The 25,114-nt window shown below is 69.1% G+C and carries 20 protein-coding genes; 1 reads left to right on the forward strand and 19 read right to left on the reverse strand.

Annotated elements, in window-relative coordinates; genetic code table 11:
• Nucleotides 1–168: 168 nt before the first annotated feature.
• Nucleotides 169–3,687, reverse strand: coding sequence for a DNA polymerase III subunit alpha (gene dnaE, locus MOTC310_RS02910; protein ID WP_331300738.1), 3,519 nt, complete (start codon nucleotides 3,685–3,687; stop codon nucleotides 169–171).
• A 539-nt stretch (nucleotides 3,688–4,226) separates the two neighbouring features.
• On the opposite strand from dnaE, the gene MOTC310_RS02915 reads away from it, so the two are divergent.
• Entirely contained in the window at nucleotides 4,227–5,495 is a 1,269-nt protein-coding gene (locus MOTC310_RS02915) for a glycosyltransferase (protein WP_331300739.1), read from the forward strand.
• A 179-nt stretch (nucleotides 5,496–5,674) separates the two neighbouring features.
• Here the strand turns inward: MOTC310_RS02915 and MOTC310_RS02920 are convergent, their stop codons facing one another.
• From MOTC310_RS02920 to nuoF, 18 genes are all read right to left on the reverse strand, one after another.
• On the reverse strand, nucleotides 5,675–5,935 hold the full coding sequence (locus MOTC310_RS02920) for a hypothetical protein (RefSeq protein ID WP_331300740.1): 261 nt from the start codon (nucleotides 5,933–5,935) through the stop codon (nucleotides 5,675–5,677).
• Nucleotides 5,936–6,278: 343 nt separating this feature from the next.
• Nucleotides 6,279–6,992 (reverse strand): ABC transporter ATP-binding protein, encoded by a 714-nt coding sequence (locus MOTC310_RS02925; RefSeq protein ID WP_331289642.1) that lies wholly within the window; start codon nucleotides 6,990–6,992, stop codon nucleotides 6,279–6,281.
• Between the two features lie 13 nt (nucleotides 6,993–7,005).
• Complete coding sequence (locus tag MOTC310_RS02930) at nucleotides 7,006–8,316, reverse strand: lipoprotein-releasing ABC transporter permease subunit (protein WP_331289641.1); 1,311 nt, start codon at nucleotides 8,314–8,316, stop codon at nucleotides 7,006–7,008.
• A 9-nt stretch (nucleotides 8,317–8,325) separates the two neighbouring features.
• A complete protein-coding gene (proS, locus tag MOTC310_RS02935) occupies nucleotides 8,326–9,651 on the reverse strand; it encodes a proline--tRNA ligase (protein ID WP_331289640.1) in 1,326 nt (441 codons plus the stop codon).
• 510 nt (nucleotides 9,652–10,161) lie between these two features.
• On the reverse strand, nucleotides 10,162–10,488 hold the full coding sequence (locus MOTC310_RS02940) for a DUF1467 family protein (protein ID WP_331300741.1): 327 nt from the start codon (nucleotides 10,486–10,488) through the stop codon (nucleotides 10,162–10,164).
• Nucleotides 10,489–10,493: 5 nt separating this feature from the next.
• On the reverse strand, nucleotides 10,494–10,898 hold the full coding sequence (gene mce, locus MOTC310_RS02945) for a methylmalonyl-CoA epimerase (protein ID WP_331289638.1): 405 nt from the start codon (nucleotides 10,896–10,898) through the stop codon (nucleotides 10,494–10,496).
• A gap of 199 nt (nucleotides 10,899–11,097) precedes the next feature.
• Nucleotides 11,098–12,771, reverse strand: a complete 1,674-nt coding sequence (locus tag MOTC310_RS02950) for a ribonuclease J (RefSeq protein WP_331300742.1) — start codon at nucleotides 12,769–12,771, stop codon at nucleotides 11,098–11,100.
• 16 nt (nucleotides 12,772–12,787) lie between these two features.
• Nucleotides 12,788–13,591, reverse strand: a complete 804-nt coding sequence (locus MOTC310_RS02955) for a biotin--[acetyl-CoA-carboxylase] ligase (RefSeq protein ID WP_331300743.1) — start codon at nucleotides 13,589–13,591, stop codon at nucleotides 12,788–12,790.
• A 7-nt stretch (nucleotides 13,592–13,598) separates the two neighbouring features.
• The gene (gene nuoN, locus MOTC310_RS02960; RefSeq protein WP_331300744.1) at nucleotides 13,599–15,044 is read right to left on the reverse strand and encodes an NADH-quinone oxidoreductase subunit NuoN; all 1,446 of its coding nucleotides are present in this window, start codon (nucleotides 15,042–15,044) and stop codon (nucleotides 13,599–13,601) included.
• Nucleotides 15,045–15,054: 10 nt separating this feature from the next.
• Entirely contained in the window at nucleotides 15,055–16,575 is a 1,521-nt protein-coding gene (locus MOTC310_RS02965) for an NADH-quinone oxidoreductase subunit M (protein ID WP_331300745.1), read from the reverse strand.
• Nucleotide 16,576: 1 nt separating this feature from the next.
• Nucleotides 16,577–18,685: an NADH-quinone oxidoreductase subunit L gene (gene nuoL, locus MOTC310_RS02970; protein WP_331300746.1), complete on the reverse strand. Its 2,109-nt coding sequence runs from the start codon at nucleotides 18,683–18,685 to the stop codon at nucleotides 16,577–16,579.
• Nucleotides 18,686–18,767: 82 nt separating this feature from the next.
• A complete protein-coding gene (gene nuoK / locus MOTC310_RS02975; RefSeq protein ID WP_010686008.1) occupies nucleotides 18,768–19,073 on the reverse strand; it encodes an NADH-quinone oxidoreductase subunit NuoK in 306 nt (101 codons plus the stop codon).
• 34 nt (nucleotides 19,074–19,107) lie between these two features.
• Complete coding sequence (locus tag MOTC310_RS02980; protein ID WP_331289632.1) at nucleotides 19,108–19,728, reverse strand: NADH-quinone oxidoreductase subunit J; 621 nt, start codon at nucleotides 19,726–19,728, stop codon at nucleotides 19,108–19,110.
• A 222-nt stretch (nucleotides 19,729–19,950) separates the two neighbouring features.
• Nucleotides 19,951–20,439, reverse strand: a complete 489-nt coding sequence (gene nuoI / locus MOTC310_RS02985) for an NADH-quinone oxidoreductase subunit NuoI (RefSeq protein WP_007560744.1) — start codon at nucleotides 20,437–20,439, stop codon at nucleotides 19,951–19,953.
• A 28-nt stretch (nucleotides 20,440–20,467) separates the two neighbouring features.
• The gene (gene nuoH, locus MOTC310_RS02990) at nucleotides 20,468–21,490 is read right to left on the reverse strand and encodes an NADH-quinone oxidoreductase subunit NuoH (RefSeq protein ID WP_331289631.1); all 1,023 of its coding nucleotides are present in this window, start codon (nucleotides 21,488–21,490) and stop codon (nucleotides 20,468–20,470) included.
• A gap of 13 nt (nucleotides 21,491–21,503) precedes the next feature.
• On the reverse strand, nucleotides 21,504–23,585 hold the full coding sequence (nuoG, locus tag MOTC310_RS02995; RefSeq protein WP_331300747.1) for an NADH-quinone oxidoreductase subunit NuoG: 2,082 nt from the start codon (nucleotides 23,583–23,585) through the stop codon (nucleotides 21,504–21,506).
• A gap of 10 nt (nucleotides 23,586–23,595) precedes the next feature.
• The gene (locus tag MOTC310_RS03000; protein ID WP_091680294.1) at nucleotides 23,596–23,805 is read right to left on the reverse strand and encodes a hypothetical protein; all 210 of its coding nucleotides are present in this window, start codon (nucleotides 23,803–23,805) and stop codon (nucleotides 23,596–23,598) included.
• Between the two features lie 4 nt (nucleotides 23,806–23,809).
• Complete coding sequence (gene nuoF, locus MOTC310_RS03005; RefSeq protein ID WP_091925808.1) at nucleotides 23,810–25,111, reverse strand: NADH-quinone oxidoreductase subunit NuoF; 1,302 nt, start codon at nucleotides 25,109–25,111, stop codon at nucleotides 23,810–23,812.
• Nucleotides 25,112–25,114 lie beyond the last annotated feature (3 nt).

Genomic DNA, 25,114 nt, shown 5'->3' on the forward strand with positions numbered 1-25,114 from the left:
TCCTCGTCGCAGGGCGCGCAGAGGTCCAACCGGTCGGGTTTGAGAGTGTTCTCAGCCGGCTTCCGCGCCGCAATCCCGCCCTCGACGCCGGCACAGGCCGTGACCGCCCGGCGGGCTTCCCCGGTTCCACCCCGCCCGGAGAGGCGGAGCGGCCTCCGCCGCGACCGGCTAGCTCACCTCCACCTGCACCACCCCCGGCACCGTCCGGAGCTGGCCGGCGAGTGCCGGGCTCGCCTGGAACTTGCCCGGCAGCCGGATCTCCACCTCGCGCTCGCCGCCGTCGAGCTTGAGGATCAGCGAGACCTCGCTCTCGCCGCGCATCGATAGCCGCTGCTGCACCGGCGCGACCCCGCGCGGGTCGCTCAGATGGATCCGGATCCCCTTCTGGTGGCGGGCCACCGCCTGGTCGAGGGGCTCCGCGGTGAGGATGCGGGCGCGCACGTCCTCGCCCTCCAGGTTCGCCTGGAGCTGGAGCACCAGCGGGCGGCCCGGCTCGAGGATGTCGCGGTACTGGCCCAGGCCCTCGGAGAAGATGATCGCCTCGAAATGCGCGGTCCGGTCCGACAGCGTGACGATACCCATCTTGTTGCCGGTCTTGGTGCGCCGCTCCGCCCGGTCGAGCACCGAGGCCGCCACGCGGCCGACGCTCGAGGTCCCGGCCCGCACCGCGCGGCAGAAATCCGTCCAGCTCTGCACCCGCAGCTTGTCGAGCAGGTCGCCGTACTCGTCGAGGGGGTGGCCCGAGATGAAGAACCCGATCGCCGCGTACTCGCGCTTCAGCGTGTCGGCCATGGGCCAGATCTCGTGGGGCGGGATCCGCAGGGCGACGTCGTCCGCCACCACGCCGCCGAACATGTCGGTGACGCCCGCGGACGCGGCCTCCGCCGCGCTGGCGGCGAGCTTCATCATCGGCTCCACCGCCGCGAAGGCCCGGGCCCGGTCGGGCTCGATGCAGTCGAGCGCCCCGGACTGGACGAGGCTCTCCAGGGTGCGCTTGTTGATCATCCGCGGGTTCAGCCGGCGGGCGAGGCAGGCGAGGTCCTTGAACGGCCGGTCGCCGCGCGCCTCCACCAGCGCCCGCACCGCCTCGCGGCCGACGCCCTTGATGGCGGCGAGCGCGTAGAAGATCTTGCCGTCGCGCACCTCGAACACCTCGCCGGAGGTGTTGATCGAGGGCGGCTCGACCGTGATCTTCAGGCGCTGCGCGTCCTGGCGGAATTCGGCGATCTTGTCGGTGTTGTCGATGTCGAGGGTCATGGCGGCGGCCAGGAACTCGACCGGGAAGTTCGCCTTCAGGTAGGCGGTCTGGTAGGTCAGCAGCGCGTAGGCCGCCGCGTGGCTCTTGTTGAAGCCGTAATCGGCGAACTTGGCCAAGAGGTCGAAGATCTCGTTGGCCTTGGCCTTGGTCAGGCCGCGCTCGGTGCAGCCCTTCAGGAACCGGTCGCGCTGCGCGTCCATCTCGGCGCGGATCTTCTTGCCCATGGCGCGCCGGAGCATGTCGGCCTCGCCGAGCGAGTAGCCCGCCAGGACCTTCGCGATCTCCATCACCTGTTCCTGGTAGACGATGATGCCGAAGGTCTCCTTCAGCATCGGCTCCAGCTTCGGGTCCGGGTACCAGGACGCCTCGTTGCCGGCGTCGCGGCCGAGCTTGCGCTCGCAATAGACCGGGATGTTGGCCATCGGGCCCGGCCGGTAGAGCGCCACCAGGGCGATGATGTCCTCCAGCCGGTCCGCCTGCATCTCGCAGAGCGCCTTGCGCATGCCGGCCGATTCCACCTGGAACACGCCGACCGTCTCGCCCCGGCCCATCGGCCCGTAGGTGTTCGGGTCGTCGAGCGGCAGCGAGCCGAGGTCGATGTGGATGTCGCGCTGCTTCAGGAGGTCCGTGCAGCAGCGCAGCATGGTCAGGGTCTTGAGGCCCAGGAAGTCGAACTTCACGAGCCCCGCCTGCTCGACCCACTTCATGTTGAACTGGGTGACCCGCATGCCGGTCTTCGGGTCTCGGTAGAGCGGGACCAGCTCCTCGAGCGGCCGATCGCCGATCACCACGCCGGCCGCGTGGGTCGAGGCGTGGCGGTGCAGGCCTTCGAGCTTCTTCGAGATGTCGATGAGGCGGCCGACGATCGGCTCCTCCTCCATGGCCTGCTGGAGCTTGGGCTCGCCCTCGATCGCCTGGGCGAGGGTCACGGGGTTGGCCGGGTTCTGCGGCACCAGCTTGGTCAGCTTGTCGACCTGCCCGTAGGGCATCTCCAGGACGCGGCCGACGTCGCGCAGCACGCCGCGGGCGAGCAGCGTGCCGAAGGTGATGATCTGCCCGACCTGCCCCTCGCCGTAGCGCTGCTGCACGTAGCGGATCACCCGCTCGCGGCCCTCGACGCAGAAGTCGATGTCGAAATCCGGCATCGAGACGCGCTCGGGGTTGAGGAAGCGCTCGAACAGCAGGCCGAAACGGAGCGGGTCGAGATCGGTGATCAGCAGCGACCACGCCACCAGCGAGCCCGCGCCGGAGCCGCGGCCCGGACCCACCGGGATGTCGTGGTCCTTGGCCCACTTGATGAAGTCCGAGACGATCAGGAAGTAGCCCGGGAACTTCATCTTGACGATGACGTCGAGCTCGAAGGCGAGGCGCTTGCGGTAATCCTCCTCGGAGAAGCCCGGCGCCGTGCCGTGCTGCTTCAGGCGCAGATCCAGCCCGGCCTCGGCCTGCCGGCGCAGCTCGGTCGGCTCGTCGGCCGAGACCGCCTGCACGCCGGACCCCGACCCCTCCGCCAGGGCATCCGCCATGGGGGGCGTCGCGCCCGCCGCCACGGCGCCGAAATTCGGCAGGATCGGCTTGCGGGTCCGCGCCCGGACGGCGCAGCGCATGGCGATCTCGACCGTGGCCTGGAGCGCGTCCGGCAGGTCGCGGAACAGCTCGGCCATCTCGGCGCGGGTCTTGAAGGCGTGGCTCGGCGTCACCCGGCGGCGGCGCTCGTCCGAGACGATGCGGCCCTCCGCGATGGCGAGCAGCGCGTCGTGCGCGTCGTAATCGTCGGGCTTGGCGAAGTAGGGCTCGTTGGTCGCCACGATCCCGAGTCCGTGGCGGCCGGCGAGGTCGAGGAGCGCGGTCTCGATCCGCCCCTCCTCGGGCTGGCCGTGGCGCTGGATCTCGACGTAGAGCCGGTCCTCGCCGAAGGTCTCCTTCAGGCGCTTGAGACGGTTGAGGGCGAGTTCTGGCCGGCCCGCGCGGAAGGCCGCGTCGAGGGGGCCCGCCGTCCCGCCGGTGAGCGCGATCAGCCCGTCCGAGGCGCCGGCGAGAGCACCGGCCTCCAGGCGCGGTGCCTCGCCGAGCGCCGTGTCGAAATAGGCGCGGCTCGCCAGCCGCAGCAGGTTGGCGTAGCCGGTCTCGTCCTGGGCGAGCAGCACGATGCCGTGGCTCGTCGGCGCCTGGCGCTGGTGCGGGTCGGCGGCCTCGAACGCCACCGAGAGCTGCACGCCGGCGATCGGCTGGACGCCCTCCCCGGCCGCCTTCTCGGAGAATTCCAGCGCGCCGAACAGGTTGTTGGTGTCGGTCAGGGCCAGCGCCGGCTGCCGGTCGGCCACCGCCGCCTTGATCAGGGAGCCGACCTTCAGCGCCCCTTCGAGGAGGGAATAGGACGAGTGGACGTGGAGGTGGACGAATCCGACCTCCTTGAGCTGGCGTGGCATGGCCGACCTTGTTCCGGGGTCGGGCAGCATCCCCGCTCGCCGGCTTCAAGTCGACGTGTGCCGTGCCTCCGGACGACGATATCCACCGGTCGTGCCCTGGAAGCACCAGTTCGGCCCGGACCTGTGGACAATCGGTCTCCCGGGGCCGATCGCCTGTGCATAACCCGTCCGCGGCGGGAACCGGGCGGCCTTCGGAAAAAACCGGCTAACGAACCGGTGCCAAGGCTATCGCCCAGGCACCGAAAGCCGCGAACAACAGCCCGAACGCCATGAACTCGACCATTCCGGTCAGGACCATCCGCTTCAGCATCGACCTGCCTCCTGTGTTCCGGCCCTAGTATGTTCATGTTTTGTTCTATTGGAAGGGCCCGCGGGTCACAGGCCGGCGCCGTTTCTTCGACAGGGTAAAAAGTGTCTTGATGCGGATCGGGCGGGCTGGCATGCCCCCGCCTTCGAGACGAGCTCGTCACCGGCTGGGGGGTTCGAAGGAGCAAGCCATTCCCGCGCACCGGACGGTCGAACGGTTCGACGTCGCCCTCGTGGCCGTCGGCACACATGGCGATGTGCTGCCGTTCATCGCGCTGGGGCACGAGCTCCTGAAGCGCGGCCACGGCGTCTCGCTGGCGGCCCCGGCCCCGTTCGAGGCGATGGCCCGCCGGGCCGGCCTCGCCTTCGAGCCCCTGGGCACGGTGGCGGATTACGAGGCGGTGATCCGCCAGCCGGACCTGTGGCACCCGCAGCAGGGCTTCCGCCCGATGTTCGATTACGCCCTGCAGGTGGCCGAGCCGGCCTGCCTGTGGCTCGGCGCGACCCGCGCCCGGGGGGTGGACCTGCGGGTGATCGCCTCGCCGCTGGGGTGGGGGGCACGGCTCGCGCAGGATCTCTACGATCTGCCGACCGCGACGCTGCACGTCATGCCGTTCCTGATCGAGAGCCGGTACGATCCGCCGCGCCTGCCAGGCCTGCCGCTGCCGCGCTTCCTGCCGGCCTCCCTGCGGGCCTACGTGAATCTCGGCGTCGACAAGGTGGCGGTCGGCCCGTTCGCCCTGCCGCCGCTGAACGCCCTGCGGGCGCGCCTCGGCCTCGATCCGGTCTACCGGCTGCGGCACTGGTGGAACAGCCCGACCGGCATGCTCCTCATGTTCCCCGACTGGTACGCGGAGCCGCAGGCCGACTGGCCGGGCCAGGCGGTGCAGCTCGGCTTCCCGCTGGTCGACCGGTTCGGCGACGTGGCGGCCATGCCGCCGGAGCTGGAGGCGTTCCTCGACGCGGGCGACCCGCCGATCGTGTTCACCTACGGCTCGGCCATGCGCCAGGGGGCCGGCTTCTTCGACACCGCGGTGCGGCTGTGCCGGCGCATGGGCCGGCGCGGCGTCCTGCTCGCCCCTCAGGGCGGACAGGTCCCGAAGCCGCTGCCCGCCGGGATCATCCACCTGCCCTACGCGCCCCTGAGCGCGCTGCTGCCGCGCAGCGCGGCGCTGGTCCATCACGGCGGCGTCGGCACGGTCGCGCAGGCGCTGGCCGCGGGCGTCCCGCAACTCGTGGTGCCCGTGGCCTTCGACCATTTCGACGAGGGGCGGCGGCTGAAGGATCGCGATCTGGGCGCCACCCTGAGCCGCCGCGCCTTCCGGCCCGCGCGGGCGGCGCGCGTGCTCGGGCGGCTCCTCACCGACCCCGCGGTGGCGCGGGCCTGCACGGCGGCCCGGGCGCGGATGGCGGGGGGACCCGACGCAATCCTCGACGCCTGCGATTACGTGGAGCGGCTGACGACCGCCGAGGCCGGTTCCGGCCCGTCCGCCGCCTCCTGACCGCACCGGTCGCGCGGCGGCGCGAACGCGGGAGGCGCCGCCCGGTAAGGGGCGGCGCCTCCGCTCACTGGCCCAACAACGTGGTGGCCGAACCGACGAAGGTCATGAGCAGGCCGCTCACGAAGGCGCCGATCATGACGTAGGAGAGAGCCTTCAGCTTCATCCGTCCTCCCGTCGGATCAGCAGCGGTAACCGCCGGCGGTCTGGCCGTACTGCTTCACCGGCCGGGTCTGCTGATCGGCGTTGCCCTCGGCCGCCGAGCTCAGCGGGCAGCCGACATAGTTGGGATTGTCGTGGACCCCGAGGCCCAGCGAGCCCGTGGTCTCGACCTCGTAGGGGGCGAAGCCTGTCCAGCGGGCGCCGTTCGCCGCCATAGCGGACGAGATCGGAGCGACGCCAAGGACAAGTGCGGTGACGGCGGCGGCGATGCGGGTCTTCATGGTAAGGCTCCAGAGATCACGCAGTACAGGCCGGTTGTTCGGCTCTGTTTTGTCTTGCGTGATCGTAAGATAGGGGGCCGGCGTCTTCCGCGACGTGACGCGCCGCACGCGGCGCGACGGATTAAAAATCGCGTGCACTTTCGGGCTCGTGAGCCCACGGACCGGTCCCGGCGCCGCCGCGAATCCGTGCGCCTTGTGGTTGATCGAACACCGCGGGTCCGAGGCTTCGGCGGGGCGCCTGCCGTGACGCGTCCCGTGCCGCGTGGAAGGTGCGCCGCGGTGTCGAGGGCCCGTGCCGTCGCTGCGCCGGCGCACGGGACGATCGCCCGGGTGGGATGCCGGCTCAGTCGAGCTGCGTGATCAGCCCGTCCCGGATGGTCACCCGCCGATCCATGCGGGCGGCCAGCTCCAGGTTGTGGGTCGCGACCAGGGCGGCGAGGCCCGAGGCCCGGACCAGCGCCATCAGGACCGAGAAGACGTGTCCCGCCGTCCCGGGATCGAGGTTGCCGGTCGGCTCGTCGGCGAGCAGGAGGCGCGGTCCGTTGGCCACCGCCCGGGCGATGGCGACGCGCTGCTGCTCGCCGCCCGACAGCTCCGCGGGACGGTGCGGCAGCCGCTCCTTGAGGCCCAGGAAGCTCAGGAGCTCCGTGGCGCGGGCCTTCGCCTCCGGGCGCTTCAGGCCGCGGATGAGCTGGGGCATCACCACGTTCTCCAGCGCGGAGAATTCCGGTAGGAGATGGTGGAACTGGTAGACGAAGCCCATCTCCTCGCGCCGCAGGCGGGTGCGCTCGGCATCCGCCATCGCCGCGGTCGGATGGCCGCCGATATAGATCTCGCCCCCGTCGGGCCGCTCCAGGAGGCCGGCGAGGTGCAGCAGCGTCGACTTGCCGGCGCCCGACGGCGCCACCAGCGCCACCAGCTCCCCCGGCCAGATCGCGAGGTCGGCGCCGCGCAGGATCTCAAGGGCGCCCTCGGCCTGGGCGTAGCGCCGCTCGACGCGGGAGAAGAACAGGGCCGGCACCGGCTGGTCGCCGGCGGTCTGGCTCGAATCGCTCATCGGGTGCGGCCCGTCAGCCGTAGCGGAGGGCCTGCACCGGATCGAGCCGGGCGGCGCGCCAGGAGGGATACAGCGTCGCCGCGAGCGACAGCAGCAGGGAGGTGATCACCACGGCGGTGATCTCCTTCGGGTTCATCTGGGCCGGGATCTCGGCGAGGAACCGTACGGTCGGGTCCCAGGCGCCCGGAAACAGCACGTGCTGGATCGGCTTGATGTTGAGGGTGATCAGGATGCCGAGCCCCAGCCCGCTGAGCGTCCCGACGACGCCGATCAGCGCGCCGTTGATCAGGAACACCCGCATGATCGTGCCCGGCGTCGCCCCCATCGTGCGCAGGATCGCGATGTCGCTCGACTTGTCGCGCACCAGCAGGATCAGGCCGGAGACGATGTTGAGCGTCGCCACCACGACGATCAGGCTGAGGATTAGGAACATCACGTTCCGCTCGACCTCCAGGGCCCCGAAGAAGGTCCGGTTGCGCTGGCGCCAGTCGGTGAGCAGGATCGGGCGCTCGGCCGCCATCTCCAGGGGCTCGCGCATGTCGCCGACATGGTCGGGATCGTCGACGTAGATCTCGATCATGCTGACGTCGCCGTCCTTGTTGAAGAAGGCCTGCGCCTCGGCGAGCGGCATGAACACGAAGGTCTGGTCGAACTCGGTCATGCCGACCTCGAAGACCGCCTTGACCGTGTAGCTCTTGGTGCGCGGCGCCGTCCCGAAGGGCGTGGACGAGCCCTTGGGCGTGACCAGCGTGATCGTGTCGCCGGCCTGCAAGCCCAGCGTGTCGGCGAGTCGCCGGCCGATCAGCACGCCGGTGCCGTCGTCGAAGCCTTCGAGCGTGCCGCCGCGGATCGAGGACGAGACCGCCGCCAGGGCGTCGAGGTCGGCCGCCCGCACGCCGCGGATGATCACCCCCGAGCCACCATATTGCGACGAGGCGAAGGCCTGGCCCTCGACCAGCGGCACCGCCGCGCGCACGCCCGCCACCTTCGACAGGCGGTCCGACAGGTCGGTCCAGTCGTTGAACGGGCGATCGATGGGCGTCGCGAACAGGTGCCCGTTGATGCCGACGATCTTCGACAACAGCTCCGCCCGGAAGCCGTTCATCACCGACAGGACGATGATCAGCGTGGCGACGCCGAGCGCGATGCCGAGCACCGAGAAGAACGCCACCACGGAGACGCCGCCGCCCCGGCGCCGGGCACGCAGGTAGCGGCCGGCGAGGATCCACTCGAACGGCGCGAAGGGCGCGGTGCCCTGGCGGAACGAGGCCGTGAACGAGGCCGCGAAGGTCCGGACCCGGTCCAGCGCCGCTGATGCCGCCATCGGCACGCCTCAGACGCGCCGGATGCGTGCCAGCAGATCGACGGTCGCGAGGCTCTCGCGCTCGCCGCCGGCACGCCGCTTCAGCTCGACCTTGCCCTCCGCCAGACCCTTCGGCCCGACGATCACCTGCCAGGGCAGGCCGATCAGGTCGGCGGTGGCGAACTTCGCACCGGGGCGCTCGTCGCGGTCGTCGTAGAGCACCGACAGGCCGGCGGTCTCAAGATCGGACTGGATCTGCGCGCAGGCGGCGTCAGTGGCGGCATCGCCGACCTTGAGGTTGATAAGCGCGACGTCGAAGGGTGCGACGGCATCCGGCCAGATGATGCCGGCCTCGTCGTGGCTGGCCTCGATGATCGCCGCCACCAGACGGCTCGGCCCGATCCCGTAGGAACCCATATGGACCGGTCGCTCGATCCCGTCCGGGCCGGCAACCTTCGCGCCCATCGGCTCGGAATACTTCGTGCCGAAATAGAAGATGTGCCCGACCTCGATGCCGCGGGCGGCCATGCGGCTGTCCTCCGGCACCTCCGCGAAGGCCGCCGGCTCGTGCATCTCCTCGGTGGCCGCGTAGTGCGAGGTCCAGGCATCGACGATGCCCTGGAGGGCGGCGACGTCGTCGAAATCGACGGTCGCTGGCGGGATGTCGAAGTCGAGATAGGCCTTGTCGCAGAAGACCTCGCTCTCGCCCGTCTTGGCCAGGATGATGAACTCGTGGGAGAGGTCGCCGCCGATCGGGCCGGTATCGGCGCGCATCGGGATTGCCTTGAGCCCGAGACCCGCGAAGGTACGCAGATACGCCACGAACATCCGGTTGTAGGCGTGGCGTGCGCCGGCCTGGTCGAAGTCGAACGAGTAGGCGTCCTTCATCAGGAACTCGCGGGAACGCATCGTGCCGAAGCGCGGCCGCACCTCGTCGCGGAACTTCCACGAGATCTGGTAGAGGTTCTTGGGCAGGTCCTTGTAGGAGCGCACGCTCGCCCGGAAGATCTCGGTGACCATCTCCTCGGCGGTGGGGCCGTAGAGCATCTCGCGCTCGTGCCGGTCCTTCAGGCGCAGCATCTCCTTGCCGTAGGCGTCGTAGCGGCCGGATTCCCGCCACAGCTCGGCGGACTGCACCGTCGGCATCAGGATCTCGATGGCGCCGGCCCGGTCCTGCTCCCGCCGGATCACCGCGCAGACGCGCTCCAGCACCCGCAGGCCGAGCGGCAACCACGCGTAGATGCCGGCCGCTTCCTGGCGAACCAGGCCGGCACGCAGCATCAGCCGGTGCGAGACGATCTCGGCTTCCTTGGGCGTCTCGCGCAAGGTCGGCATGAAGTAGCGAGAGAGACGCATGTCGTCAGAGTCTTGGAAGAGGATCGGCCGGGAGGAGCCGCGGCGCGCCGGCACACAACACGCCGGAGACGCAAATTACAAGCACTGCGCGACAACGGGAGGGCGTAATCGCGGCGAACCGGCGGCGGCGGCCCGCACGCGACGGGGCCGCTGCCTAGGCGAAAAGCGGTATGCCCATTTGCAGGCAAGAAAGCGCAGATTTTTCTCGCAGACCCGGTGACAACACGAATTGTTGTTCCTATAAGCGTCCGGCGATGTTTGCGACGCCCGGAAGAGGTGGCGCAAGGTCCGAGTCTCGGGAGGAAAAGCGACCGCCCCGCAGTCAATGCGAGGGATATTTCAAGGTCGAGCCACTGAAGCTTGAAAGCAAGGCCTCGGGCCTTGCTTTTTTTATTCTTGGATCCGCGCAGCGCGGCCGTGTCGCCCGCGCGATGGGCCTACGCCCATCCGACGGCTCGATCGCGAGACGCGCAGACCGCGACGCCTTCCGGATCACTGCTCTCGGTCGTCCTACAGCCCGGTCAGCGGGAACACCGCCAGGGCGATCAGGAAGGCAAAGCCCGCGACCAGCGTCGTCCAGATGGCCTTCTCGCGCAGCCGCGGCGCCGCCGGCGCGCCGGGATCCTGGCCCGGCACCACGTGGCTGGGCCGCGTCTCCGGCTGGTTCCGCAGCGGCAGGACCGCGAAGAGCAGCGTCCACCAGACCACGAAGTAGAGGGCGATCGCGCCGCCCACCGTCAGCTTGAACAGACCCACCGCCGCGGCCACGAACGCGGCGATCAGCACGCCGATGACGGCCAGCGTCGTCGGCGTCGAGCGGGCCAGCCTGGTCATCATCCGGCTCACACCTGCTCCAGCTCGACCAGGGTGCCCAGGAAGTCCTTGGGGTGGAGGAACAGGACCGGCTTGCCGTGGGCGCCGATCCGCGGCTCGCCGGTGCCGAGCACCCGGGCGCCCTGCGCCTTGAGCCTGTCGCGGGCGGCCAGGATGTCGTCGACCTCGTAGCAGACGTGGTGGATGCCGCCGCCCGGGTTGCGGGCCACGAAGGCCTCGATCGGCGAGCCCTCGCCGAGAGGGGCCATCAGCTCGATCTTGCTGTTCGGCAGCTCGACGAACACGACCGTGACGCCGTGCTCGGGCTGCGGCAGGGGCGCGGTGATCTTGGCGCCCAGCGTGTCGCGGTAGACCGCGCAGGCGGCGTCGAGATCCTGCACCGCGATGGCCACGTGGTTGAGACGGCCGATCATGTTGTTTCCTCCCCAGCGTGCTGGCTCCCTGTCCGGGAGCTCCATCGGTTGTCAGGTCAGACTCGACCGGCGCGCCTCGAGCGACCTGCCCCCTCTCCCGTGCGGGAGAGGGGGTTTGCGCCGTATCCGGCTGCCGATCAGCAAACCCGGCTGCCTCGAGACCCCGTAGATTACAGCGCCCCGGGATCGGCCGCCAAGATCACACCTCCACCACCTGCACGTGGCAGGCCGGCTTCTTGCCCCACACCTCGTTGACCGCGGTGCGGACGGCCCGGTCGACCGTCTTCTCGACGCTCTCCGAGTCCTTGAGTTTGCCCCGCGACATTCCCGACAGGGTCCGGGACACCGCGTCCACCACGGTCTCGATCAGCGGCTCGCCGGACCGGCCGCGGTTCGGCAGGCCGATGATGTCCACCGCCGGCTCGCCGAGCACGACGCCGTCCTCGTCGATGGCGATCGCCACCGAGACCAGGCCGGCCTGCATCAGCTTGCGCCGCTCCGGGATCGCCCGGTCCTTCTCGTCGATCAGGACGTCGCCGTCCTTGAACAGGCGGCCGGACTTCACGTGGTCGATCACCTCGGGCCTGCCGGGGCTCAGGCGGATCAGGCTGCCGTTGCGGGCCTTGACCACGTTCTGCACGCCCTGCGCCCGGGCGAAGCGGGCATGCTCGTCGAGGTGCAGCGCCTCGCCGTGGACCGGGACCGCGGTGCCGGGGCGGGTCCACCGGTACATCTCGACCATCTCGTCCCGGCGCGGGTGGCCGGAGACGTGGACGAGGTCGGTGCGGTCGGTGATCACCTCGACGCCCTGCTCGATCAGGTCGTTGATGATCGAGCCGACATCGCGCTCGTTGCCCGGGATGGCGCGCGAGGAGAAGATCACCTGGTCGCCGGCGGTGAGGCTGATATCCGGGTGGTCGCGGCGGGAGACGCGGGCGAGGGCCGCGCGGGGCTCGCCCTGGGAGCCGGTGAGCAGGGCGACGACGCGCTCCCGCGGCAGGCTCTTCCACGAATCCGAGCGGCGGAACTCGGGCAGCCCGTCGAGGTAGCCGCACTCGCGGGCGACGTCGATCACCCGGTCCATGGCGCGGCCGACCGCGATGACCTCGCGCCCACAGGCGGCGGCGGCCTCGGCGACCGCGCGGATGCGCGCCACGTTCGACGCGAAGGTCGTCACAGCGACCCGGTGCGGCGCGTCCGCGATCAGCGTCTTCAGCGTCTCGGCGACGGTCTTCTCGCTCGGCGAGAAGCCCTCGCGCACGACGTTGGTCGAGTCGCAGACGATGGCGAGGACCCCTTCGTCACCGAGCGCCGTGAACGCCTCCGGCGACGTGACCGAGCCGGCCACCGGGGTCGGGTCGATCTTCCAGTCGCCGGTGTGGAGGACGAGGCCCGCCGCGGTGCGGATGGCGATGGCGTTCGATTCCGGGATGGAGTGCGAGACCGGCACGTATTCGAGCTCGAACGGCCCGACGGTCACGCGTCGGCCGGGCTTCACCTCGCGCAGCTCGACCTTCGGGGCGCCGGGCTCCGAGAGGCGCCGGGTCTCCAGCAGGTTCTTCGCGAAGCGGGTCGCGTAGACCGGCGCCTTGAGCCGGGGCCACAGTTCCGAGATCGCCCCGATATGGTCCTCGTGCGCGTGGGTGATGAAGATCCCCAGCAGGTCCTTGCGCCGCTCCTCGATGAAGGAGAGGTCGGGGAACATCAGGTCGACGCCCGGCATCTGCTCCTCGCCGGCGAAACCCATGCCGCAATCGACCATGATCCACTTCCGGCCCTTCTCCGGGCCGAACCCGTAGAGCGCCGCATTCATCCCGATCTCGCCCACGCCGCCGAGCGGCAGGAAGACCAGCTCCTCCTGTCCCTTAACCATCTGTCGTCGTCCAAACTCAGGCCGCCGTCGCGGCCGATCCGAAATGCACCTCGCCCGCCGTCACGGTATGCCGGTTCCCGTCGGGGGCGAGGATCACGAGCCGCCCCCCCTCGTCGATCGTCTCGAACACGCCCCGCAGGGTGCGCCCGCCGCTGTGCACCGCGATCTCCGATCCGAGACCCGCGGCCCGCGCGAGCCAAGCCGCGCGCAGGTCAGCGAAATTCCGTCCCCGGTCCCAGGCGCGCGCCCGCGCGGCCATCCGGTCCGAGAGATGTTCCAGTAGCGCCTCTGCGCCGCTCGCGTAACCCGCCGCCGCCAAGCTCGCGGCCCCGAGACCCTCCGGCGCGGCCGCGACGTTGACGCCGAAGCCGACGACGGCGGCGCGCCGGCCGCCGGGCAGCGTCTCCGCCTCCAGGAGCAGGCCCGCGAGCTTCGCCCCGCCGAGCAGCACGTCGTTCGGCCACTTGAGCCGGAAAGATCGGTCACCGGTGCCGGATCCAGTATCCGGCAGGGTGCCGCAGGCGGCCTCGAGCGCCTCGATCAGGGCGAGGCCGGCCACGAAGCCGAGTTCGGCCAGGTGGTCCGGCGCGACCCCGGCGACCGGCCAGAGCACGCTCGCCGCGAGGTTCCCGGGCAGCGACGCCCAGCTGTTGCCGCGGCGGCCGCGGCCCGCCTCCTGGCGGTGCGTCGCCACCCAGAGCGGTCCGGTCTCGCCCGCGCGCGCCTGCGCCATGGCTTCCGTGTTGGTGGAGCCGAGGGTGTCGTGGACGTGCAGGCGGTGGCCCTCGGCGCGCGCCGCGGGCCCGAGTCGGTAGCTCAAGGCCGTCCTAGAACAGCGACTTGGCGGCCCGGCCGGCGGCACCGACCAGCGGCCCGGGCAGCAGGAAGAACAGAACCACCACGACGCTCGACAGGGCGAGCACGACGCGCAGCCCCGGAGCCATCGCCTCGTAGGGCTCCTTCGGCTCGTCGAAGTACATGATCCGCACGACGCGCAGGTAGTAGTAGGCACCGACCACGCTGGTCACGACGCCGATCACCGCCAGCGTCACGAGGCCCGCCTTGATGGCCGCGGCGAAGACGTAGAACTTCGCGAAGAACCCGGCGAGCGGCGGGATGCCGGCCAGCGAGAACATCATCGCGGCGAGGCAGAAGGCCAGCCACGGATGCGTGCGCGACAGGCCCGACAGGTCCTCGATCTTCTCGAACATCACGTCCCGGCGCCGGAGCGACAGGATGATCGCGAAGGTGCCGAGCGTCATCGCGAGGTAGATGATCATGTAGGTGACGAGCCCGCTGATCCCCTCCTCCGAGCCGCAGGCGAGCCCGATCAGCGCGTAGCCGATATTGGCGATCGACGAGTACGCCATCAGGCGCTTGATCGAGGTCTGGCCGATCGCCGCGAACGAGCCGAGCGCCATCGACACCACCGAGACGAAAATGAAGATCTGCTGCCAGATCGCCGTCACGTCCGGCATCGCGCCGATGAACACCCGGACGGTCATCGCCACGGCGGCCATCTTGGGCGCCGAGGCGAAGAAGGCCGTCACCGGTGTCGGCGAGCCCTCGTAGACGTCGGGCGTCCACATGTGGAACGGCACGGCCGCCAGCTTGAAGCACACGCCGGCCGCCAGGAACACGATGCCGAGCACGATGCCGAAGCCGGCATTCTCGTTCAGCGCCGAGACGATGCCGGGGAACGAGACCGTGCCGGTGAAGCCGTAGACCAGCGAGGCGCCGTAGAGCAGCATGCCGGACGAGAGCGCGCCGAGCACGAAGTACTTGAGGCCGGCCTCGGTGGACTTCACGTCGTCGCGGTGGAACGCCGCGATCACGTAGGCGGCGAGCGACTGCAGCTCCAGGCCGAGATAGAGCGCGATCAGGTCGTTGGCCGAGACCATGACCATCATGCCGATGGTGCAGAGCACGATCAGCACCGGGAACTCGAACCGGTCGATGCGCTCGCGCTTGAAGAAGTCGTGCGCCAGCAGGATCGTCGCCGAGGAGCCGAGCAGCACCAGCGACTTCATCACCTTGGAGAAGGCGTCCGACACGAACGCTCCCGACAGGGTCGTGACCCGGCCGTGAACCGGCTGGGAGATCACCACCGACAGGGCGACGAGGAGCAGGACCAGGGCGCCGACGCTGACGGTCTCGGCGGAGCGATCGCCGCGCCACGCGCCGTAGAGGATCAGGACCATGACGCCGATGCCGAGGATCAGCTCGGGCAGGAGCGGCGCCAGCGAGGGCAGGACGGAGTGGACATTGGTCATGGTGTCCGCCTCAGCGCGGGATCGGCAGCGCCGCGGCGGCCGTCTGGGTGTTCGAGAGCGCGGTCTTGATGCTCGCCATCAGCGCGTCGGTCGAGGGCGCGAACACGTCGAGCACCGGGGCCGGATGCACGCCGTAGTAGATGGTCAGCACCACCAGCGGCGCCAGGATGATCTTCTCGCGGAGGTCCAGGTCGAGGATGCCCTGGAGATTGGGCTTCTCCAGCTTGCCGTAGATCACCCGCGCGTAGAGCCACAGGGCGTAGGCCGCCGACAGGATGATGCCGAAGGTCGAGAAGAAGGCGACGTTCGGGTTCGCCTTGAAGGCACCGAGCATCGCCAGGAACTCGCCGACGAAGCCGGAGGTGCCGGGCAGGCCAACGTTGGCCATGGTGAAGATCAGCATGGCGACGGCGTAGAGCGGCATCCGCTTCACGAGGCCGCCATAGGCCGCGATCTCGCGGGTGTGCATCCGGTCGTAGACCACGCCGACGCAGAGGAAGAGCGCGCCCGACACGATGCCGTGGGAGATCATCAGGAACAGCGCGCCCTGGATGCCCTGCTCGTTCAGCGTGAACAGGCCGAGCGTCACGAAGCCCATATGGGCCACCGACGAGTAGGCGATCAGCTTCTTGATATCGGTCTGCATCATCGCGGTGAGCGACGTGAAGATGATCGCGATCACCGAGAGCGCGAAGACGAAGGGTGCGAATTCCTGGCTCGCCACCGGCAGCATCGGCAGCGAGATCCGGATGAAGCCGTAGCCGCCCATCTTCAGGAGGATGCCCGCCAGGATCACCGAGCCGGCCGTCGGCGCCTCCACGTGGGCGTCGGGCAGCCAGGTATGGACCGGCCACATCGGCATCTTCACCGCGAACGAGGCGAAGAAGGCCAGCCACAACCAGGTCTGAATCTGCACCGGGAAGCGGGTCTGCAGCAGGGTGGGGATGTCGGTCGTGCCGGCCTGCCAGTACATCGCCATGACGGCGAGCAGCATCAGCACCGAGCCGAGTAGGGTGTAGAGGAAGAACTTGAAGCTCGCGTAGATCCGGCGCTGCCCGCCCCAGATGCCGATGATCAGGAACATCGGGATCAGGCCGGCCTCGAAGAACAGGTAGAACAGCAGCAGGTCGAGCGAGGCGAAGACGCCGATCATCGTCGTCTCGAGGACGAGGAAGGCGACGAAGTACTCCTTCACCCGGAAGTGGATCGAGTGCCAGGAGGCGCCGATGCAGAACGGCATCAGGAACGTGGTCAGCAGGATCAGCGGCATCGAGAAGCCGTCGACGCCCAGCTTGAACCGGATCGTCTCGGTGAGCCACGCGTGGCTCTCGACCAGCTGGAAGCTCGACGAGGCGGCGTCGTAGCGGCTCCAGGCCACCAGCGAGAGGAGGAAGGTGACGACCGTGGTGGCGAGCGCCGCCCAGCGGCTGTTGCGCGCGACCGATTCCTCGTCGCCGCTCAGCGTCAGGATGAAGGCCGCGCCGCAGAGCGGCACGATCAGCAGGCCGGAGAGGATGCCGAGGCCGAGCATGTCAGTGAGCACCCTTGGGCAGGCCGGACATCAGGTACCAGCTGATCAGGCCGGCGACGCCGATGAGCATGACGAAGGCGTAGTGGTACAGGTAGCCGGTCTGGAGGCGCACGACCCCGCGGGTCACGTCCACGACGCGCGCCGCGATGCCGTTCGGCCCGAGCCCGTCGATGATCCGGCCGTCGCCCTGCTTCCAGAGGAACAGGCCGAAATCCTTCGCCGGGCGGACGAAGATCCGATCGTAGATCTCGTCGAAGTACCACTTGTTGAGCAGGAACCGGTACAGCGACGGCTGCTGCGCGGCGAGTTCTGCCGGCAGCTCCGGCCGGCGGATATACATCCAGTAGGCCAGGACGAAGCCGAGGATCAGCATGATCAGCGGCGAGTAGGAGACCAGCGCCGGGACCTCGTGGATCTCGTGCATGATGTGGTTGTTCGGCCCGTGCGCCAGGGCGTGGCCCCAGAACGCGTCCATCCCCTCGCCGATGAAGCGGTTGTGGAAGATGATCCCGGCGAACAGCGCGCCGAAGGCGAGGATCGCCAGCGGGACCGTCATCACCAGCGGGCTCTCGTGGGGCGTGTGGTCGCCGTGATGGCCGTGGCCGTGATGGTCGTCGGCGACGAGGTCGCTCTTATGCGCCGGCTCGATGTCGTGGCCCTTGTCGTCGTGGGCGACGCCCTCGGTGTGCCCGGGGGCGCCGTCGGCCTCGTGCGCCATCGCGGAATGCGCCACCGCCGGGGCGTCGTGATGGTCGTGCGCCGCGTGCGCGCCCCAGCGGGCCGGACCCTCGAAGGTCATGAAGAACAGGCGCCAGGAGTAGAACGAGGTGAAGAACGCGGCCACGACCACGCACAGGAAGGCGAGCGTGTGCCCGGGCCGGGTCGACGCGTAGGCCGCCTCGATGATCGCGTCCTTCGAGTAGTAGCCGGCCGTGTAGGGGAAGCCGATCAGCGCCAGGGAGCCGATCGCCATCATGGCGCTGGTATAGGGGATGTAGCGGCGCAGGCCGCCCATGTTCCGCATATCCTGCTCGTGGTGCATCGCGTGGATGACCGAGCCGGCGCCGAGGAACAGCAGCGCCTTGAAGAAGGCGTGGGTGAACAGGTGGAACACGCCGGCCGAGTAGGCGCCGACGCCGAGCGCCACGAACATGTAGCCGAGCTGCGAGCAGGTTGAGTAGGCGATCACCCGCTTGATGTCGTTCTGCACGAGGCCGATCGTGGCCGCGAAGAAGGCCGTGATGCCGCCGATCACCGTCACCACGATCAGCGCGTTCGGCGCCTCCTCGAAGAGCGGCGACAGCCGGGCGACCATGAACACGCCGGCGGTGACCATGGTGGCGGCGTGGATCAGCGCCGAGACCGGGGTCGGGCCCTCCATGGCGTCCGGCAGCCACGTGTGCAGCAGGAACTGCGCCGACTTGCCCATGGCGCCCATGAACAGGAGCAGGCAGGCGAGCGTCAGCGCGTTCCAGTCGTAGCCGAGGAAGTGGAACGACAGCGTCTTGATCGCGTCGACCTTGCCGAAGATCGCGTCGAACGCCACCGAGCCGGTGAGCACGAAGGTCAGGAAGATGCCCAGCGAGAAGCCGAAATCGCCGACGCGGTTGACGATGAACGCCTTCATGGCGGCGGCGTTGGCCGAGGGCTTCTCGTACCAGAAGCCGATCAGCAGGTAGGAGGCGAGGCCGACGCCCTCCCAGCCGAAGAACATCTGCACGAGGTTGTCGGCCGTCACCAGCATCAGCATGGCGAAGGTGAACAGCGACAGGTAGGCGAAGAAGCGCGGCCGGTGCGGATCCTCTTCCATGTAGCCCACGGAGTAGAGGTGCACGAGGGTCGAGACCGTGGTCACGACGACGAGCATCACCCGGGTCAGGGTGTCGACCTTGAAGGCCCAGTCGACCTGCAGGTCTCCGGCCGAGAACCAGGACGCGACCTGCACCCGCTCGGCATGGCCGCCGTCGAGGAACACGCCCCAGGCGATCAGCGCCGTGAAGGCGAGGAACGCCGTGGTGATGTACTCGCAGGCCCGCGCCCCGATGTACCGGCCGAACAGGCCGGCGATCAGGAAGCCGATCAGCGGGAAGAAGACGATCGCGTGATACATCGCTCTCTTGCAGTCCGTCCTCCGGGCCGGCCGCGAGGCGGCGGCGTCCGGATGTCACTCGGGGCGCGCGAAGTTGAAGGCCCTAGCCCTTCATCATGCTGACGTCCTCCACCGCGATCGAGCCGCGGTTGCGGAAGAACACCACCAGGATGGCGAGGCCGATCGCCGATTCGGCGGCCGCGACGGTCAGCACGAACAGGGCGAAGACCTGTCCGGTGATATCGTTCAGCTGCGTCGAGAAGGCGACGAGGTTGATGTTGACCGAGAGCAGGATCAGCTCGACCGACATCAGGATGACGATGATGTTCTTGCGGTTGATGAAGATGCCGAGCACGCCGAGCGTGAACAGGATCGCCGCGACGGTGAGGTAGTGGCTCAGGCCGATCATCGTTCGACTCCTCCGGCGTTCATCAGACCTCGCATCAGACCTCGACCCCCTGGCGCGACGGGACCTTCCGGGTCTCCACCGCCATCGTCTGGGTGCGGGCGTTCTGGACCGCGATGTTCTGGCGCTTGACGCCCGGCCGGTCGCGCAGGGTCAGCACGATGGCGCCGATCATGGCGACCAGCAGGATCAGGCCGGCGAGCTGGAAGAAGTAGGCGTAGTCCGTGTAGATCACCCGCCCCAGAGCCTGGGCGTTCGTGAGGTTCTCGGCGGACGCCACGTTGCCGAGCGGGGCCTGGACGAGGCCCGGATCGATGCTCCACGAGCCGACGACCAGCAGCAGCTCGACCAGGAAGATCGCGCCGATCAGTGCGCCGATCGGGAGGTACTGCTGGAAGCCCTGGCGCAGCTCGGCGAAGTCCACGTCGAGCATCATCACGACGAACAGGAACAGCACCGCGACCGCGCCCACGTAGACGACCACCAGGATCATCGCGAGGAACTCGGCGCCCATCAGGACGAACAGTCCGGCGGCGTTCACGAAGGCGAGGATCAGGAACAGCACCGAGGCGACGGGATTGCGCGAGGCGATCACCATGAAGCCCGACGCGACCGTGATGCTCGCGAACAGATAGAAGAAGGCGGCTGCTGCGGTCATGCGCTGGTCGGGATCGGCCGCCGGAGCGGCCCCTTCTGCCGTGCGTGGAGACGGTCCGCAGCGGGCGGGCCGTCTATAGAACCCGGTCGGCGGGGGCACAACAGCGCCCCCGGCATGGCTCTAGAGGATCGCACCGGAAACGGGAACCGGTGCGGTGCTCTAGAGCGTTGTTTTCGCATCATCTTCTTCCGAAAGCCGGCGGCCGCCTTTCGGAATGATGCCTCAGCGGTACGGCGCGTCCATCGCGATGTTGCGGGCGATCTCGCGCTCCCAGCGGTCGCCGTTCAGCAGGAGCTTCTGCTTGTCGTAGAGAAGCTCTTCCCGGGTCTCCACCGAGAATTCGAAGTTCGGCCCTTCCACGATGGCGTCCACCGGGCAGGCCTCCTGGCACATGCCGCAGTAGATGCACTTCACCATGTCGATGTCGTAGCGCGTCGTGCGGCGGGTACCGTCGTTGCGGCGCGGTCCCGCCTCGATGGTGATCGCCTGCGCCGGGCAGATCGCCTCACAGAGCTTGCAGGCGATGCAGCGCTCCTCGCCGTTGGGATAGCGGCGCAGGGCGTGCTCGCCCCGGAAGCGCGGGCCGCGATGGCCCATCTCGAAGGGGTAGTTGATCGTGGCCTTCGGCTTGAAGAAGTAGCGCATGCCGAGGATCATCCCCGACACGAACTCCTTCAGGAGAAGGCTCTTGGCGACCTGATCGAGCTTCATGCCCGGATCTCCGATGCGAAGGGTAGGCTCAGGCGCCCGGCGCGAGGCCGGTCAGCTTGAGCACGAAGGCGACGACGACGACCGAGACCAGCGAGATCGGCAGGAAGACCTTCCAGCCGAGGCGCATGAGCTGATCGTAGCGGTAGCGGGGCACGATGGACTTCACCATCGCGAACAGGAAGAACAGGAAGCTCGCCTTCAGGGTGAACCAGATCACGCCCGGCACCCAGGTGAAGGGCGCGAACGGGATCGGGGACAGCCAGCCGCCCATGAACAGGATGGTCCCGAGGGCGCACATGCTCATGATGGCGACGTACTCGCCGAGCATGAACAGCAGGTACGGCGTCGAGGAATACTCGACCATGTAGCCGGCCACGAGCTCCGACTCCGCCTCCGGCAGGTCGAAGGGCGGGCGGTTGGTCTCGGCCAGCGCCGAGACGAAGAACACCACGAACATCGGGAACAGCCACAGCCAGTACCAGCCGAACAGGCCGAGGCTGGTGTCCTGCGCCATCACGATGCGGGAGAGGTTCAGCGAGCCGGCGCAGAGCAGCACGCAGATGATCACGAAGCCGAGCGACACCTCGTAGGAGATCATCTGCGCCGCCGAGCGCAGCGCGCCGAGGAAGGCGTATTTCGAGTTCGACGCCCAGCCGCCCATGATGACGCCGTACACGCCGAGCGACGAGATCGCGAAGATGTAGGTGATGCCGACGTTGATGTCGGCGATCGCCCAGCCGTCGGCGAGCGGGATCACCGCCCAGCTCGACAGAGCGAGCATCGCGAAGACGAGCGGCGCCAGCAGGTAGATCGCCTTGTTGGCGCCGGCCGGGATCACCGGCTCCTTGATCACGAACTTGATCAGGTCGGCGAAGGACTGGAACAGGCCGAACGGCCCGACCACGTTCGGGCCGCGGCGGAGCTGCACCGCCGCCCAGATCTTCCGGTCGGCGAGCAGCGCGTAGGCGATGAACACGAGCAGCGCCGAGAGGAGCACGAAGCTCTTCAGCACGATCAGGAGCACGGTCCCGAGGATTTCGAGCGGCGTCATCGGTCTTCAGCTCCTACTCGGCCGCCGCGAGGGGCCGCGCCTCGGCGGCGCGCTCCCGGGCGAGGCGCGAGCACTCCGCGAGGATGCGCGAGGCGCGGGCGATCGGGTTGGTGAGGTAGAAGTCGGTCACGGGCGACGCGAAGGCCGGCCCGGTCGCGGTGCCGCCGAGACCGGCGAGCCGGTCGACCGCCTCGGTCACGTTGCCGGGCTCGACGGCGCCGATCGCCGCCAGGTGCGGGTGGGCGGCGTAGAGCGCCCGGCGCAGCGCCGTGAGCGAATCGAACGGCAGGCGCTTGCCCAGCACGTCCGAGAGGGCGCGCAGGATCGCCCAATCCTCGCGGGCGTCGCCCGGCGGGAAGGCGGCGCGGTTGCCCATCTGGACCCGGCCTTCCGTGTTCACCCAGGTCGCCGACTTCTCGCTGTAGGCCGCCCCCGGCAGGATCACGTCGGCGCGGGAGGCCCCGCGGTCGCCGTGGCTGCCCTGGTAAACCACGAAGGCGCCCGGCGCGACGTCGCGCTCGTCGGCGCCGAGGTTGAACAGGACGTCCAGCGCGCCCGGCTCCAGCATCTGCGCGAAGGTCAGGCCGCCCTCCCCCGGCACGAAGCCGAGATCGAGCGCGCCGACGCGGGCGGCGGCCGTGTGCAGCACGCCGAAGCCGTTCCCCTCGGCCGAGACCGCGTCGATCTCCTTCGCGAGGGCGGCGGCGGCGGCCAGGATGCCCGGCGCTGCATTGGCGCCGACGATCACGAGCGGGGCCTTCGCCTCCTTGAGGATCTCGAGGAAGCTGTGCTCGCCGCGGGCGAGTGCCGCCAGTGAATCCGGGCCGGCGCCGATGTAGTGGCTCGGATAGGTCAGGTCGACCGGCTCGCCGATCACGCCCACCGCCAGCGGCGCCATGCGCCAGCGCTTGCGGATGCGCACGTTCAGCAGCGAGGCCTCGGTGCGCGGGTTGGCGCCCACGATCAGGATCGCGTCCGCCGCCTCGATGCCGGGAATCGTCGGGTTGAAGATGTACGACGCGCGGCCCAGCGCCGGGTCGAGGCCGGCATCGGTCTGGCGGCAATCGAGGTTCGGCGAGCCGAGGCTCTTGATCAGCTCGCGCAGCGCGAAGATCTCCTCGACGCCTGAGAGGTCGCCGACCACGGCACCGACGCGCTTCGGATCCGCGCCCTTCACCTTGGCGGCGATGGCCTGGAACGCCTCGCCCCAGGAGGCGGGCCGCAGCCGGCCGTTCTCGCGCAGGTACGGCTGGTCGAGGCGCTGCATCCGCAGCCCGTCGATGTGGTAGCGGGTCTTGTCGGAGATCCACTCCTCGTTGATCTCCTCGCTGATCCGCGGCTCGATCTGCATGACCTCGCGGCCGCGTGTGTCGATGCGGATCGAGGAGCCGACCGCGTCCATCACGTCGACCGACTCGGTCTTGTTCAGCTCCCACGGGCGGACGTTGTAGCTCTGCGGCCGGTGCACGAGGGCGCCCACCGGGCAGAGGTCGGCGACGTTGCCCTGGAGCTCCGAGGCCATCGACTGCTCGAGGTAGCTGGTGATCTCCATGTCCTCGCCGCGCCCGATGGCGCCGAGGTCCGGCACGCCCGCCACCTCGGCGAGGAAGCGCACGCAGCGGGTGCAGTGGATGCATCGGTTCATCGCGGTCCGCACCAGCGGGCCGATATGCTTCTCCTCGACCGCGCGCTTGTTCTCCGTGTAGCGGGTCGAGTCGACGCCGTAGGCCATGGCCTGGTCCTGCAGGTCGCAGTGGCCGCCCTGGTCGCAGATCGGGCAGTCGAGCGGGTGGTTGATGAGGAGGAACTCCATCACCCCTTCCCGCGCCTTCTTGGTGCCCTGCGAGCGCGTCAGCACCTCCGGCGGCTCGCCGTTCGGGCCGGGGCGGCAATCCTTCACCGCGTAGGCGCAGGAGGCCACCGGCTTCGGCGCGCCCTTCAGCTCGACGAGGCACATGCGGCAATTGCCGGCGATCGACAGGCGCTCGTGGAAGCAGAAGCGCGGGATCTCGGCCCCCGCGGCCTCGCAGGCCTGGAGCAGCGTGTAATCGGCGGGGACGTCGACCTCGGTGCCGTCGACGAGGATTTTTGTCATCGGTGCAATCTCAGTGCGGGGCGTCGGCCAGATCGAGGCGTCGCTCGATCCGTTCGATGCGAAGCTCGACCCTGTCGATCTGTCGGTGGACGCCGGCCAGGTTTTCTTCGACCGCGGCCATCCGGCCCTTCAATTCACGGACATCATCGCTGAGGCGATCGACCTTCTCGTCGATCCGCCGCAAGTACACGAGCATCAGGTTGTCAGGCTGGCTCGTCATCGGCCTACTCGGCGGCCATCGGCACAGGCTCGCTGTGCGGGTTGGCGGTGTAGCGGTCGATGCGCTTCTCGATCTCGGGGCGGAAGTGGCGGATCAGGCCCTGGATCGGCCAAGCCGCCGCATCGCCGAGCGCGCAGATCGTGTGACCCTCGATCTGCTTGGTTACCTCGAACAGCATGTCGATCTCGCGCTTCTGGGCGCGGCCCTCGGTCATGCGCTGCATCACCCGCCACATCCAGCCGGTGCCCTCGCGGCAGGGCGTGCACTGGCCGCAGGATTCGTGCTTGTAGAAGTACGAGATCCGGGTGATCGCCGCGACGATGTCGGTGGACTTGTCGAGCACGATCACCGCCGCGGTGCCGAGGCCGGAGCCCAGGTTGCGCAGGGTGTCGAAGTCCATCTTGGCGTCGACGATCTGCTCGGCCGGCACCAGCGGCACCGAGGAGCCGCCCGGGATCGAGCACAGGAGGTTGTCCCAGCCGCCGCGCATGCCGCCGCAATGGCGGTCGATGAGCTCGCGGAAGGTGATGCCCAGCTCCTCCTCGACGTTGCACGGCTTGTTGACGTGGCCGGAGACGCAGAAGAGCTTGGTGCCGGTGTTGTTCTTGCCGCCGAGCCCCGCGAACCAAGCGCCGCCCCGGCGCAGGATCGTGCCGGCGACCGCGATCGACTCGACGTTGTTCACCGTCGTGGGGCAGCCGTAGAGGCCCATATTCGCCGGGAAGGGCGGCTTCAGCCGCGGCATCCCCTTCTTGCCCTCGAGGCTCTCGATGAGCGCCGTCTCCTCGCCGCAGATATAGGCGCCGGCGCCGTGGTGGACGTAGATGTCGAACGGGTAGTCGTGGACGTTCGACTGGCCGACCAGGCGGGCCGCGTAGGCCTCGTCGACGGCCTTCTGCAGCGCGTGCTTCTCGGCGACGTACTCGCCGCGGATGTAGACGTAGCAGGCATGCGCGTTCATCGCGAAGCAGGCCAGCATGCAGCCCTCGATCAGGAGATGCGGGTCGTGCCGCATGATCTCCCGGTCCTTGCAGGTGCCCGGCTCCGACTCGTCCGCATTGACCACGAGGTAGTGCGGGCGCCCGTCGGACTTCTTGGGCATGAACGACCACTTGAGGCCGGTCGGGAAGCCCGCGCCGCCGCGGCCGCGCAGGCCCGAGGCCTTCATCTCCTCGATGATCCAGTCGCGGCCCTGCTCCAGCAGGAACTTGGTCCCGTCCCAGGCGCCGCGCTTCTTGGCGGCCTCAAGGCCCGGCGAGTGCAGGCCGTAGAGATTGGTGAAGATGCGATCCTGATCCGACAGCATGTC

Source organism: Methylobacterium oryzae, from assembly GCF_036441375.1.
GTDB classification, from domain to species: Bacteria; Pseudomonadota; Alphaproteobacteria; order Rhizobiales; family Beijerinckiaceae; genus Methylobacterium; species Methylobacterium oryzae_A.

Bases quoted from the DNA above. Each gene is read 5' to 3' on its own strand.
- nuoF (WP_091925808.1), bottom strand. From the start codon at position 25,111: ATGCTGTCGGATCAGGATCGCATCTTCACCAATCTCTACGGCCTGCAC.
- dnaE (WP_331300738.1), bottom strand. From the start codon at position 3,687: ATGCCACGCCAGCTCAAGGAGGTCGGATTCGTCCACCTCCACGTCCAC.
- MOTC310_RS02930 (WP_331289641.1), bottom strand. From the start codon at position 8,316: ATGGCGGCATCAGCGGCGCTGGACCGGGTCCGGACCTTCGCGGCCTCG.
- MOTC310_RS02980 (WP_331289632.1), bottom strand. From the start codon at position 19,728: ATGACCGCAGCAGCCGCCTTCTTCTATCTGTTCGCGAGCATCACGGTC.
- nuoI (WP_007560744.1), bottom strand. From the start codon at position 20,439: ATGAAGCTCGATCAGGTCGCCAAGAGCCTTCTCCTGAAGGAGTTCGTG.
- nuoH (WP_331289631.1), bottom strand. From the start codon at position 21,490: ATGACGCCGCTCGAAATCCTCGGGACCGTGCTCCTGATCGTGCTGAAG.
- MOTC310_RS03000 (WP_091680294.1), bottom strand. From the start codon at position 23,805: ATGACGAGCCAGCCTGACAACCTGATGCTCGTGTACTTGCGGCGGATC.
- MOTC310_RS02925 (WP_331289642.1), bottom strand. From the start codon at position 6,992: ATGAGCGATTCGAGCCAGACCGCCGGCGACCAGCCGGTGCCGGCCCTG.
- nuoL (WP_331300746.1), bottom strand. From the start codon at position 18,685: ATGTATCACGCGATCGTCTTCTTCCCGCTGATCGGCTTCCTGATCGCC.
- proS (WP_331289640.1), bottom strand. From the start codon at position 9,651: ATGCGTCTCTCTCGCTACTTCATGCCGACCTTGCGCGAGACGCCCAAG.
- MOTC310_RS02965 (WP_331300745.1), bottom strand. From the start codon at position 16,575: ATGCTCGGCCTCGGCATCCTCTCCGGCCTGCTGATCGTGCCGCTCTGC.
- mce (WP_331289638.1), bottom strand. From the start codon at position 10,898: ATGATCGGCCGTCTCAACCACGTGGCCATCGCGGTGCAGGATCTCGAC.
- MOTC310_RS02920 (WP_331300740.1), bottom strand. From the start codon at position 5,935: ATGAAGACCCGCATCGCCGCCGCCGTCACCGCACTTGTCCTTGGCGTC.
- MOTC310_RS02950 (WP_331300742.1), bottom strand. From the start codon at position 12,771: ATGGTTAAGGGACAGGAGGAGCTGGTCTTCCTGCCGCTCGGCGGCGTG.
- MOTC310_RS02940 (WP_331300741.1), bottom strand. From the start codon at position 10,488: ATGATGACCAGGCTGGCCCGCTCGACGCCGACGACGCTGGCCGTCATC.
- nuoK (WP_010686008.1), bottom strand. From the start codon at position 19,073: ATGATCGGCCTGAGCCACTACCTCACCGTCGCGGCGATCCTGTTCACG.
- nuoN (WP_331300744.1), bottom strand. From the start codon at position 15,044: ATGACCAATGTCCACTCCGTCCTGCCCTCGCTGGCGCCGCTCCTGCCC.
- nuoG (WP_331300747.1), bottom strand. From the start codon at position 23,585: ATGACAAAAATCCTCGTCGACGGCACCGAGGTCGACGTCCCCGCCGAT.